9 protein-coding genes and 1 pseudogene are annotated in these 12,717 nt (G+C 68.4%); 7 read left to right on the top strand and 3 right to left on the bottom strand.

Annotated features, from left to right (window positions below):
- Positions 1–12: 12 nt before the first annotated feature.
- Positions 13–1,803, top strand: a complete 1,791-nt coding sequence (locus AC10V3_RS24415; RefSeq protein ID WP_041681718.1) for an efflux transporter outer membrane subunit — start codon at positions 13–15, stop codon at positions 1,801–1,803.
- A gap of 30 nt (positions 1,804–1,833) precedes the next feature.
- Here the strand turns inward: AC10V3_RS24415 and AC10V3_RS24410 are convergent.
- Positions 1,834–3,050 (bottom strand): annotated as a pseudogene (locus tag AC10V3_RS24410) (acetyltransferase domain-containing protein).
- A 2-nt stretch (positions 3,051–3,052) separates the two neighbouring features.
- Complete coding sequence (locus AC10V3_RS24405; protein ID WP_041681717.1) at positions 3,053–5,245, bottom strand: TonB-dependent siderophore receptor; 2,193 nt, start codon at positions 5,243–5,245, stop codon at positions 3,053–3,055.
- Positions 5,246–5,330: 85 nt separating this feature from the next.
- Here AC10V3_RS24405 and AC10V3_RS24400 point away from each other — a divergent pair, with 85 nt between their 5' ends.
- On the top strand, positions 5,331–5,753 hold the full coding sequence (locus tag AC10V3_RS24400) for a Fur family transcriptional regulator (RefSeq protein ID WP_041681716.1): 423 nt from the start codon (positions 5,331–5,333) through the stop codon (positions 5,751–5,753).
- 155 nt (positions 5,754–5,908) lie between these two features.
- Positions 5,909–6,784: an EamA family transporter gene (locus AC10V3_RS24395; RefSeq protein WP_454752767.1), complete on the top strand. Its 876-nt coding sequence runs from the start codon at positions 5,909–5,911 to the stop codon at positions 6,782–6,784.
- A gap of 43 nt (positions 6,785–6,827) precedes the next feature.
- Here the strand turns inward: AC10V3_RS24395 and AC10V3_RS24390 are convergent, their stop codons facing one another.
- On the bottom strand, positions 6,828–7,409 hold the full coding sequence (locus AC10V3_RS24390) for a GNAT family N-acetyltransferase (protein WP_022537981.1): 582 nt from the start codon (positions 7,407–7,409) through the stop codon (positions 6,828–6,830).
- Between the two features lie 89 nt (positions 7,410–7,498).
- Between AC10V3_RS24390 and AC10V3_RS24385 the strand changes: the two genes are divergently transcribed.
- The 4 genes from AC10V3_RS24385 to nirD all read left to right on the top strand — a co-directional run bounded on the left by AC10V3_RS24385 (position 7,499) and on the right by nirD (position 12,668).
- Complete coding sequence (locus AC10V3_RS24385) at positions 7,499–7,969, top strand: winged helix-turn-helix transcriptional regulator (RefSeq protein WP_041681715.1); 471 nt, start codon at positions 7,499–7,501, stop codon at positions 7,967–7,969.
- Between the two features lie 342 nt (positions 7,970–8,311).
- On the top strand, positions 8,312–9,631 hold the full coding sequence (locus AC10V3_RS24380) for an MFS transporter (RefSeq protein WP_022537979.1): 1,320 nt from the start codon (positions 8,312–8,314) through the stop codon (positions 9,629–9,631).
- Between the two features lie 65 nt (positions 9,632–9,696).
- Positions 9,697–12,258, top strand: a complete 2,562-nt coding sequence (gene nirB / locus AC10V3_RS24375; protein ID WP_454752766.1) for a nitrite reductase large subunit NirB — start codon at positions 9,697–9,699, stop codon at positions 12,256–12,258.
- Between the two features lie 26 nt (positions 12,259–12,284).
- The gene (gene nirD, locus AC10V3_RS24370) at positions 12,285–12,668 is read left to right on the top strand and encodes a nitrite reductase small subunit NirD (protein WP_454752765.1); all 384 of its coding nucleotides are present in this window, start codon (positions 12,285–12,287) and stop codon (positions 12,666–12,668) included.
- The last annotated feature ends 49 nt before the right edge of the window (positions 12,669–12,717 follow it).

The following is a 12,717-nucleotide window of genomic DNA, read 5'->3' as shown; positions in this document are numbered from 1 at the left end:
CCGGGACCCTTCATGCGAAGCTTGCCACGCCGCCGTACCCTGACCCCGCCGCGCCTGCTGCTGCCCGGCGCACTCGTGCTCGCCCTGGCCGCCTGCACGCTGGAGCCGCAATACCAGCGGCCGGATGCGCCGATCCCTTCGGCCTGGCCGGAGGGCGCCGCTTATCGGACCCCTCAGGCCAATGCGGCGCGCGGCGCGGCGCAGCCAGGCCAGCCGGCGCAACCGGCGGGCCCTTCCGCCGCGGACCTGGGATGGCGTGACGTCTTCGTCGATCCGCAGCTGCGGCAGCTGATCGAGCTGGCGCTGGCCAACAACCGCGACCTGCGCATGGCGACGCTGGCCATCGACGAAGCGCGCGCGCTGTACCAGATCGAGCGCGCGGCGCAGTTCCCCACCGTGGAAGGCAATGCCGGCATGGTGTCGCAGCGGCTCTCGCCGCGGCTGCGCGCACCGGGCCAGTCGCAGCAGATCACCACGTACAACGCGGGCATCGGCTTCACCGCGTTTGAACTCGATTTCTTCGGCCGGGTGCGCAGCCTCAAGCATGCGGCGCTGGAGGAATACATGGCGACGGAAGAGGCGCGACGCAGCGCGCAGATCAGCCTGGTGGCGGAAGTGGCCAACGCCTACCTGACGCTGCAGGCTGACCGGGAACTGCTGCGGCTGTCGCAGGAAACGCTCAAGACCCAGCAGGACGCGGCCGAGATGGTGCGGCGCGGGCGGCAGGCCGGTGCCATGGCCCAGCTCGACCAGCATCGCGTGCAAACCCAGGTGCAGACCGCGCAGGTGGGCGTGGAGCAGTACACGCGGCAGGTGGCGCAGGACGAGAACGCGCTGACGCTGCTGGTCGGCGCCCAATTGCCGAAATCCGTGACAGATGCGGGTGCGGCAGCGAAGCCGGATCCGCTCGAACCACGCTCGCTGCTGAGCGAGTTTCCCGAAGGACTGCCGTCGAGCCTGCTGGAGCGGCGTCCTGACGTCCTTGACGCCGAGCACCGGCTCAAGGCCGCCAACGCCAATATCGGCGCTGCGCGCGCGGCGTTCTTCCCGCGCATCTCGCTGACCGGCGCGCTGGGCGTGGCCAGCACCAGCCTGGCGGGACTGTTCTCCGGCGGCATGGCGTGGCTGTTTGCACCGCAGCTCACCGTGCCGATCTTCGACGGCGGCCGCAACCGGGCCGGGCTGGATGCGGCCAATGTGCGCAAGGACATCAACGTGGCCAACTACGAGAAGACCATCCAGACCGCTTTCCGCGAAGTGGCCGACAGCATGGCGGCGCGCGCCACCTACGAGCGCCAGGTCAAGGCGCAGGAAGCACTGGTACGCGAAGGCAGCGAAACGCGGCGATTGTCTGAAATGCGCTTCAAGAATGGCGTGGACGACTACTTCGGCGTATTCGATGCGCAGCGCCAGCTCTACACCGCGCAGCAGGCGCTGGTCACGTACAAGCTGGCCGGGCTGACCAGCCGGGTGTCGCTGTACAAGGCGCTGGGCGGCGGCTGGCGCGAGGTGGCGGATGCGTCCGGTGGGCGCGCAAACCCCGCGCCAGCCGCGCGGCCCCAGGCGGCAGTGCGGCCCCAGGCCCCAGCACAGCCCCAAGCTGCGGCGCAGCCGCGAGCCGTAGCGCAGCCACAAGCCGTAGCGCAACCCCAGTCCGCAGCGCAGCCACAAGCCATAGCGCCGCCCCAGGTCGCCACGCAGCCCCAAGCCGCAGCGCAACCTCAGGCCGCTACGCAGCCCCAGGCCGCAGCGCCACCGGCAGCCGCGGCTCAGCCATCCCCCGTCGCGGCAACGCAGCAGTGAGCCAGGCGGCGGTGCGGCGGGATGCCTGGCTCAGAAGTACTTCAGCCAGCGCCAGTCGCGCCGCCGCGCCTTCAGCGCCGCGAACCAGCGCACCGCCGGCCATAGCAGGACGGCCAGCACGGCCGCCACCAGCCACAGCTGCCAGACGTGGTCGAAGCCGAACACCCTGGCCTGGTTCAGGCCCCAGTGGTGCGCGCAGGCCTGGTACAGCAGTTGCAGCACGTACAGGTGCAGCAGGTAGAAGAACATCGGCACGGCGCCGAACACCGCAAGCCGCCGCGCGAGCCAACCGCGCTCGGCACGCTCCAGCCAAACCAGCAGCAACAGCCCGACACCCAGTGTCAGCAGCAGGAACAGCAGCGACGGCGGGTACTTGGTGACATTGAGGAGCTCATCGCGGTATGCAGCGCGTCGCTGCCCGGCATCCACTTCTGCTCCTGGCCGTAGCCGTTTAGTACGCGCAGCACGGCAAAGCCGGCCAGCGCCGCCACGGCGCAGCCGGCGAGGCGCCGTTGCCTTGTACCGGCAGGCATCGACGCGGCAAACCACGGCCCCGCCGCGTAGCCCAGCGCAATCACGCCGATCCACGGCAGCACCGGGTACGAGGTGCGCACCTTCAGCCCGTCGGCGATATCGATCCAGGTCCGGTCGTGCAGGATCGCCCAGGGTATATGCCACACGCTTTCCGGCGGGAAATGCAGCGGGCTCAGCAGGTTGTGCCCGGCCACCAGCGCGATGCCGGCAGCGATCAGCATCGGCCGCGGCAGCCACACCAGCGCCGCCAGCGCCATCATGCTCAGGCCGATGGCCCAGATCACCTGCAGGTAGACCACCTGCGGCGGGAAGGTCCAGGTCCAGGCAAAGCCGACCAGCGTCAGCTCCAGCACCACCAGGAACACGCCGCGCCGCAGCAGGAAGCCGCTGACCGCGCCGCGGTCATGGCCGGCCGCGCCGTAAAGCCAGGCCGAGACCCCGGCCAGCCAGATAAACACCGGCGCGCACAGGTGGGCGGCGAGACGGCTGAAGAAAAGCGCCGGGGTGGTCGCACTGGCATCCATGGGATCGGTGACCTGCACGTGCAGGAAGAACATATCCCGCACGTGGTCGAGCAGCATGATCAGGATGACCAGCCCGCGCAGTGCGTCGATGGACAGCAGCCGGCCGCCGGCCGGCCGCGCGACCGCGGCAAAAGGGGAGACTGCCGGGAGAGATGGAGGCGCGGCAGTGCGCGCGTGGCCCGGCAACATTGTCAGTAGCTCAGTTGCACGCCCAGGCGCACGGTGCGGCCCGCGCCCGGCGCGATCCACAGGTTGCTGTACGAGCTGGCGTAGTAGGTCTTGTCGAACAGGTTGCCCACGTTCAGCGACACGCGCAGCTTGCGGCTGTATTGCCAGTAGCCATGCAGGTCCACCGCCACGTACGCGGGCAGCGAGAACGAGTCCTGCACATCGCCCGGGCGTCGTCCGACGTAGCGCAGCCCGGCGCCGACGCCATACCGCTGCCCGATCGGCGTCGCGTCTTCATACACCGCCAGCAGGCTGCCGCTGGTGCGCGGCACGTTGGACAGCGGCGTACCCGGCGCGATGCGCGTGTCCTGCGTGATCTCCGCATCGGTCAGCGCAAAGCTGCCCGACACGCGCCAGTGCGTGCCGATCTGCCCCGCCACGTCCAGTTCCACGCCGCGGCTGCGCGCCTCGCCGGCGGCGATGAAATACGACGGGTCGGCGGGATTGGCGGCCAGCACGTTGCGCTTGCGGATCTCGAACACGGCCAGCGTGGCACCGGTGCGGCGGTCGTCGCTGTCGAACTTGATGCCGGCCTCCATGGCGCGGCCGCGTTCCGGGTCGAACGGCTGGCCGGCGGCGTCGACGCCGGCATTGGGCCGGAACGACTGGCTGGCATTGGCGAACAGCGACAGGTTCCGGCTGGCCAGGTAGCTCACGCCCACGCGCGGCGACACCGCGTTCTGGTGCCGCGTGGTGCGGGTGCCGCGCAGGTGGTCGTCCAGCGACTGGTCGAAGGCATCTAAGCGCGCGCCGGCCAGCACGCGCCAGCGCTCGCCCAGGCTGAGCTGGTCCTGCGCGTAGACGCCGACGTTGCGCTGGCGCTCGTGCGTGTCCATGTTCCAGGGCAGCGGCGGCGCCGGCTGGCCATAGACCGGATCGTAGATATCGATCGCGTACGGCGCGGCGGCGGTCGGGTTCTTGCGCAGCACCTGCATGGTGTTGCCGAAGCGGTAGGCGTCCACGCCCATCAGCAGTTCATGCCCGACCGGGCCGGTGGTGAACTTGCCCGTCACGCTTGCCTGCAGCGAGAGATCGTCCGACTGGAAGTCGCGGTAGCGCCGCGAGCGCGACAGCGTGCGGCCGTCCGCCGCCAGCGCAGCGGCCTCGGAGGAATGCCCGGTCAGCGCGCCACCGCGGTATGACAGGGCCAGCCGCCCCTTCCACCGATCCGAAAACTGGTGCTCCACGCTGAGCTGGTGCGACTGGCTGTTGAGCCGCATGTCGCCGTCGCCGGGCTCGCCCAGGAAGCGCGAGCGCGGGATGCGGCCCAGCTGCCCGTTGACGGCGACCACGCCACGGTCCATCGGCGTGGTGTAGCGCTGGAATTCCGCCGCGTACTGCAGGATGGTGTCGTTGCCCAGCGTCCAGCTGAACGACGGCGCCACCAGGTAGCGCTGGCTGTTGATGTAGTCGCGCGTGCTGCCCTGGTGGTCGGCCACGGCGATCAGCCTGCCGGCCACGTCCTCGCCCAGCGGGCCGGTCACGTCGGCCGCCAGCCGGTAGGCGTCGCGCGTGCCGACCTCGAATGAATAGGTCTGCGCGGGCCGGAACTGCGGCTGGCGCGTGACCACGTTGAAGGTGCCGCCGGGCTCGCCGGTGCCGTACAGCGAGGACGTGGGGCCTTTGAGCACTTCCACGCGCTCGATGGTGGCCGCATCCATCGGCGCCGTGTAGCCGCGGTTTGCGGCAAAGCCGTTGACCAGGTAGCCGGCGCCGGTGTTCTCGTTGCCGGTGAAGCCGCGCATGGCAAAGTTGTCCCACAGGCCGCCGAAGTTGTTCTGGCGCGCCACGCCGCTGACGTAGTCGAAGGTCTGGTCGAAGCGGGTCGCGCCGATATCGTCAAGCATCGCGCGCGGCACCACACGCACGGACTGCGGGATCTCGCGCAGCGGGGTGTCGGTGCGGGTAGCGCCCGACGCGTCGGGCGGGTTGTATGATGCGATGGCCGTGCCGACCACCGAGACCGCCGGCAGCGTAATATCGGAACCCTCCGCCGCGTCGGCGAGGCCGGAAATCGCCAGCATCAGCGCGGCGACTGGCCGCCGCGAACGCCCCGGCAATGGGTTCAGGCGCAATGCGCAGGCGGCGGGCAGGAAAGAGCCCGGCGCGCGGCAAGGCCGCTTGCGCCGGCCAAGGCTGGGCTGCGGTGGCAGCATAGGAACACCCCGGAAGGAACGAGTCACCGCGGCGGCAACCAGGTACGCTCGTTAATGATAATAAATTCTCATTAATATTTTAGGCATGGAACGCATGACCCGTCAACGCGGCGCTGTGATGGACGCGCTACGTGAAGCCGGCCGGCCCCTGAGCCCGGCCGAGATCCTGGCCGCGGCGCAGCGCCAGGTGCCGTCGCTGGGCCTGGCCACGGTCTACCGCAACCTGCGCGCGCTGCTGGACGACGCGCGCGTGCATGCCGTTGAACTGCCGGGCCAGCCGGACCGCTACGAGCTTGCGGACGAACCGGGCGCCGTCACGCACCGGCACTACTTCCAGTGTCTGTCGTGCGATCGCGTCTTCCCGCTGGAAGGCTGCCCCGGACACCTGGAAGAGATCACGCCACCGGGGTTCGTGGTCGAGCACCACGAGCTGACGCTGCTGGGCCGCTGCCCGGACTGTGCGGGCAAGGCCGGCAAACGGCGCAAGCCAGCGGCGCGCAATCACTGAGGCCTGATGCGGGGCAGGTCCGTGATCACCACGATCGCCCCAAACAACTGTACTGCGCCAACCGCCCCAACCTGTATATGGCGCCAGGGCGGCATCTGCCCCATGATGCCGCTGCACCGCGCACCAGACGCACGCCATCCCCACAGGACCCCGAATTGCCCCACGCCGCCGCCAACCGACGCTCGACCCTGATCGCCGTGCTCGCCCTGACCGCCTCGATGGCCTCGCTGTGCGTCGGCACCTCGTTCGCCAAGAGCCTGTTCACGGTGCTCGGCGCGCAAGGCACTACAGCGCTGCGGGTAGGCTTCTCCGCGCTGATCCTGCTGTGCGTCTGGCGACCGTGGCGCATCCCGCTGACGCTGGCCAATGCGCGCGCGATCGCGCTGTACGGGGCGGCGCTGGGCGCCACCAACCTGCTGTTCTACATGTCGCTGCGCACCATCCCGCTGGGGCTGGCGATCGCCATCGAATTCACTGGCCCGCTGGCGGTGGCGGTGCTGTCGTCGCGGCGCGCGATCGATTTCCTGTGGATTGCGTTCGCGGTAACGGGCCTGCTGCTGTTACTGCCGGTGGGCGAAGCTGCCGGCACGCTCGATCCGGTCGGCATCGGCTATGCGCTGGCAGCCGGCGTGGGCTGGGCGCTCTATATCGTGTTCGGGCAGATGGCGGGCAACGCCCACGGTGGCCAGGCGACGTCGCTGGGGCTGACCATGGCGGCACTGGTGGTGATGCCGTTCGGGTTGGCGCACGCGGGCACCGCGATGTTCAGCCCGACGCTGCTGCTGTTCGGGCTGGCGGTGGGCGTGCTGTCGAGTGCAATCCCCTATTCGCTGGAGATGGTGGCGCTCAAGCGCCTGCACCGGCGCACCTTCGGCATCCTGCTGAGCATGGAGCCGGCCATGGGCGCGCTGGCGGGGCTGGTGTTCCTGCACGAGCAGCTGAGCCCGGTGCAGTGGCTGGCGATCGCCAGCATCATCACGGCCTCGGTGGGCTGCACGCTGACGGCGCGCGGCAAACGCGCGGCCGGCTGAGGCGCGCGGCAAGCGTGCCGCTCGCTGATGGGGCGCCCTTCCCTCAGCGCGCGCCGAACCAGTCTGCCGGCAGCGACTGCGCGCTGCGTGCGGGCGCGCGCAGCGCCAGCGAGACTTCGTGCAGGTAGCTATCCTCCGGATTGCGGCGGGTGCTGAAGCCGCAGTCACGCAGGATGGCGAGCATGCGGCGGTTTTCGCTGAGCACGTCGCCACGCATCGCGTGCAGGCCGGCGGCCCCGGCCAGGTCGCGCAGCTTGCCGATCAGGCGCCGGCCCAGCCCCTGGCCTTGCCAGGCGTCGGCGACCACCACGGCGAGTTCCGCGACCCGCCCGCTCACCACGTATTCCGCGCTGGCGACCACGGCCGGCTCGCCGTCGGCGCCGGGCGCCTCGATCACCAGCGCCACGCCATCCGGCCCCGGGCTGGCGAGGCCATCGACAATCTGGTCCACCACGCGCCCGCCGGTCAGGAAGCGGAAGTAGCGGCTTTCGCGCGACAGGCCGTCCACCAGCGCCCGTAGCGCCCCGCCATCCTGCACCTGGGTGCGGCGCAACGTGACGCGCACGCCCCGCTTTACCGTCCAGCTTTCCGCATCACCCGACCGGACTTCGCTCTTGCTTTCCATGCCGCCACCTGACTACATTGTTTGTAGTCAGAGTATACGCAATAGCCTGACTTTTGCAAATGAAGTCAGCATGCTATGCTGGGTTCACCATGAACATCACTGCGTCCGACCTCCGCCACTGCTCGATCGCCGCGACGCTTTCGCTGATCGGCGAAAAGTGGACGATCCTCATCCTGCGCGATGTCCTCTCCGGTGTAACGCGCTTCGACGACTTCCTCCGCCGGCTGGAATGCTCGCCCGCAGTGCTGTCCGCGCGACTCAAGACGCTGACGGAGGCCGGGTTGCTGCGCAAGGTCGGCTACCGCGAGCCTGGCGAACGCGAACGCTTCGAGTACCGCCCCACCCGTGCCACGGTCGAATTGCTGCCCGTGCTGATCGGGCTGATGCAGTGGGGCGACTGCAATATGGCGCACGGCGAAGGCCCGGTGCAGGTGCGCTCACGCGCCAGCGGCAAGCTGGTGCGCGCTGCGCTGGTCGACGAGGATGGGGCACTGGTGTTACCCCGCGACATGCAGATGATCCCCATGCGTCGCCTTGAAAAGGAAGGCCACGGCGACTAGGCCTCTGTCCCCGTGTGCTGCATCGCACCACACCAGCCCACTGCACTGCACCATGACTGTGCCGCGGGCCCGCAGGCCGCCCCACCTCAGCGCATTCGAGGCGTTCCCCAAGGCGCTTGAGCGCGCCACTCTCCCCTTTGCCATCACTTACAGGCCTGGCACACCCCTTGCGTAATGTGGACCGGGCCCGTCAACGGCGACCGGCCCACCCCACATAAGCAGCCGCTATCCCATGTAGCAGCTGTTCAGGACAACGGCGTCCCCTGAACCGGCCATGACCCGATCACACCGATCACTGGCCCGGTTTGCGGGACGCCACTTGTTTTTTTGGAGCAAGGGACGATGACCGGCAAAGCCACCCGCATCGAGCTGATGAGCTTGAGCACCCCGCAGATGCGCGCCTTCCACCTGACCTGGATGGCGTTCTTCGTCTGTTTCTTCGCGTGGTTTGCCTGCGCGCCGCTGATGCCCGTGCTCAAGGGCGAATTCGGCCTGACCCCGGGCCAGATCGCCAACATCAATATCGCCGCGGTGGCGGTGACCATCCTGGTGCGCCTGGTGATCGGCCCGATGTGCGACCGCTTCGGCCCGCGCAAGACCTACACCGGCCTGCTGGCGGTGGGCGCGCTGCCGGTGCTCGGCGTCGCCCTGGCGCAGAACTATGAGACCTTCCTGATCTTCCGCCTGCTGATCGGCGCGGTTGGTGCCAGCTTCGTGATCACGCAGTACCACACCTCGGTGATGTTCGCGCCCAACGTGGTCGGCACCGCCAACGCGGCCTCGGCCGGCTGGGGCAATGCCGGCGGCGGCGCCGCGCAGGCCATCATGCCGCTGCTGCTGGCCGCGGTGCTGATGCTGGGCGCCGACCACGCACTCGGCTGGCGCTTTGCGCTGGTGGTGCCGGGCGTGCTGATGCTGATCATGGCCGTCGTCTACTGGCGCTTCACGCAGGACTGCCCGGAAGGCAACTACTCGGACCTGCGCGCCCGCGGCATCGCCATCGCCGGCAAAGACGGCGGCAAGGGCGGCGGCTGGGCCAGCTTCCGCGCCGCCAGCGCCAACTATCGCGTGTGGCTGCTGTTCATCACCTACGGCGCCTGCTTCGGCGTTGAGATCTTCATCCACAACATCGCCGCCTCGTATTACGTGGACCGCTTCGGCCTGAGCCTGAAGGCCGCCGGCCTGGCTGCCGCGAGCTTCGGCCTGCTGGCGCTGTTTGCCCGCGCGCTGGGTGGCTGGCTGTCGGACAAGGCAGCGCGCCGTCGCGGCCTGGATGCACGTGCCACGCTGCTGTTCGTGCTGATCATGGGCGAAGGCCTGGGCCTGCTGTGGTTCGCGCAGGCCGGCAGCGTGACGCTGGCCGTGGTCGCGATGCTGCTGTTCGGCCTGTTCACCCACATGGCCTGCGGCGCGACCTACGCCCTGGTGCCCTTTATCGACCGCAAGGCGCTGGGCGGCGTGGCCGGGATCATCGGCGCGGGCGGCAACGTCGGCGCCGTCGCCGCGGGCTTCCTGCTCAAGGGCCTGGGCGACCTGCAGCACACGCTGACCGTGCTGGGCGTGCTGGCCACCATCGCCGCCCTGTGCGCCATCGCCATCCGCTTCAGCGCCGAGCACAAGGCCCAGGAGCAGGCGCTGTACGACAGCGCGCTGGCCAACTGAATCCCCTGCATCGCCCCCACAGCACAACAAGCAGCAAAGACTGACTACCGGACAAGGAAAGCATCATGAAACTGATCATCGTCGGCCACGGTATGGTGGGTCACAAGTTCCTGGAATGCCTGGCGGAAGCCGGCGCGCAGAACCTGGAAGTGACCGTCCTGTGCGAAGAACCGCGTCCCGCCTACGATCGCGTGCACCTGTCCGAGTTCTTCGCCGGCAAGTCGGCCGAAGACCTGTCGCTGGTGCCCGCCGGCTTCTTCGAGCAGCACAACAACATGCTGCTGCGCCTGAATGCCCGCGCGGTTGAGATCGATCGCGCCGCGCGCACGGTCAAGGTGTCCACCGGTGAGACCCTGTCCTATGACAAGCTCATCCTGGCCACCGGCTCCTACCCCTTCGTGCCGCCGGTGCCGGGCAAGGACCGCAAGGACTGCTTCGTCTACCGCACCATCGAGGACCTGGAAGCGATGCGCGAATGCGGCGCGCGCTCCAAGACCGGCGTGGTCGTCGGCGGCGGCCTGCTGGGCCTGGAATGCGCCAAGGCGCTGCGCGACATGGACCTGCAGACGCACGTGGTCGAGTTTGCTCCGCGCCTGATGGCGGTGCAGGTCGATGAAGGCGGTGGCCGCATGCTCCGCCAGAAGATCCAGGGCCTGGGCGTGACCGCCCACACCGGCAAGAACACCGTTGAAATCGTCGACGGCGAAGACGGCACGCACCGCATGGTGTTTGCCGACGGCACGCACCTCGACGCCGACATGATCGTGTTCTCGGCCGGCATCCGCCCGCGCGACGAACTGGCGCGCGCCAGCGGCCTGGCGGTGGGCGAGCGCGGCGGCATCGCGGTGGACAACACCTGCCGCACCTCGGATCCGGACATCTACGCCATCGGCGAATGCGCGCTGTGGCAAGGCAAGATCTACGGCCTGGTGGCCCCGGGCTACGACATGGCTCGCGTGGCCGCACGCCACCTGCGCGGCGAAAGCGCCGAGTTCGGCGGCGCCGACATGAGCACCAAGCTCAAGCTGATGGGCGTGGACGTGGCCAGCATCGGCGATCCGCACGGCACCGTGCCGGGTGCGCGCTTCTACCAGTTCAGCGACGACCGCAAGGAGGTCTACAAGAAGCTGGTCGTGTCTGACTGCGGCAAGTACCTGCTGGGCGGCGTGCTGATCGGCGACGCCAGCGAGTACGGCACGCTGCTGCAGATGATGCTCAACAAGATCGAGCTGCCCGAGTCGCCGGAATTCCTGATCCTGCCCGACAGCAGCGGCAAGGCCAAGCCGGCGCTGGGCGCCGATGCCCTGCCCGACACCGCCCAGATCTGCTCGTGCAACAACGTCTCCAAGGGCGAGATCTGCGGCGCCGTGTGCGACGGCGCCACCAGCATCGGTGCGCTCAAGACCTGCACCAAGGCCGGCACCGCCTGCGGCGGCTGCGTGCCGCTGGTCACGCAGATCATGAAGGCCGAGATGAAGAAGCAGGGGATGGCGGTCAACAACCACATCTGCGAGCACTTCCCCTTCTCGCGCCAGGAGCTCTACCACCTGGTGCGCGTGGGCAAGTTCAAGACCTTTGACGCGCTGCTGGAAGCGCATGGCAAGGGCATGGGCTGCGATATCTGCAAGCCGGCGGTGGGCAGCATCCTGGCCTCGTGCTGGAACGAGTTCGTGCTCAAGGAAGAGCACGCCAGCCTGCAGGACTCCAACGACTACTACCTGGCCAACATCCAGAAGGACGGCACCTACTCGGTGGTGCCGCGCATGCCGGGCGGCGAAGTCACGCCCGAAGGCCTGATCGCCGTGGGCCAGGTCGCCAAGAAGTACGGCCTGTACACCAAGATCACTGGTGGCCAGCGCGTGGACCTTTTTGGTGCACGCGCCGAGGAACTGCCCTTTATCTGGGAAGAACTGATCGCCGCCGGCTTTGAATCGGGCCATGCCTACGGCAAGGCGCTGCGCACGGTGAAGTCGTGCGTGGGCTCGACCTGGTGCCGCTATGGCGTGGGCGACTCGGTCGGCCTCGCCATCGAACTGGAGAACCGCTACAAGGGCCTGCGCGCGCCGCACAAGATCAAGTTCGGCGTATCCGGCTGCACCCGCGAATGCGCCGAGGCACAGGGCAAGGACGTGGGCGTGATCGCCACCGACAAGGGCTGGAACCTGTACGTCTGCGGTAACGGCGGCATGAAGCCGCGCCACGCCGAACTGCTGGCGAGCGACCTCGACCACGACACGCTGGTGCGCTACATCGACCGCTTCCTGATGTTCTATGTGCGCACCGCCGACCGCCTGCAGCGCACCAGCGTCTGGCGCGACAACCTGGAAGGCGGCCTGGACTACCTCAAGGCCGTGGTCCTGGACGACAAGCTGGGCATCGCCGCGGAGCTCGAATCCGAGATGCAGCACGTGGTCGACACCTATGAAGACGAGTGGAAGAAGGCCGTGACCGATCCGGAGACGCGCAAGCGCTTCCGCCACTTCGTCAACAGCGACCGCCGCGACGACAACCTCGTGTTTATCGAAGAGCGCGGCCAGATTCGTCCCGCCACGCCGGAGGAACGGAACTTGCAGCGCTCCCGGTTGGGCCACATTCCCGTGGTCGCCGTGCCCGCAAAAGCAGCCTGACCGCGCCCGAAATCAAGGAGAACGTGATGAGCCATTCCCACCATCCCGAAAGCTGGACCGCCGTCTGCACCGTACGCGATATCGTGCCCAATACTGGTGTGTGCGCACTGGTAGGCGACAGGCAGATCGCCGTGTTCCGCATCGGCCGCGGCGAAGAGGTCTACGCCATCGACAATTTCGATCCCAATTCGCAGGCCGCGGTACTGTCGCGCGGGCTGGTGGGCAACCTGGGCGACCGCCTGGTGGTGGCCTCGCCGATCTACAAGCACCACTTCGACCTGCGCACCGGCGAATGCCTGGAGGCGCCGGAGCACTCGGTCAATGCCTACGGCGCGCGCGTCTATGACGGCAAGGTATGGGTCGCCGCCAGCGTGGTGCTGCGCGAGGTCGAAGAAGAACTGGCCGCCTGATACCGCCCTTCCGCCCTCGATGTTCGCCCTACGCTCACCTTTTTGCCTT

The sequence above is a fragment of the Cupriavidus sp. PB-02 genome (genome assembly GCF_058252315.1).
Note: the sequence above shows the minus strand (reverse complement) of the source record. Positions and strands in the feature narration are given on the sequence as shown.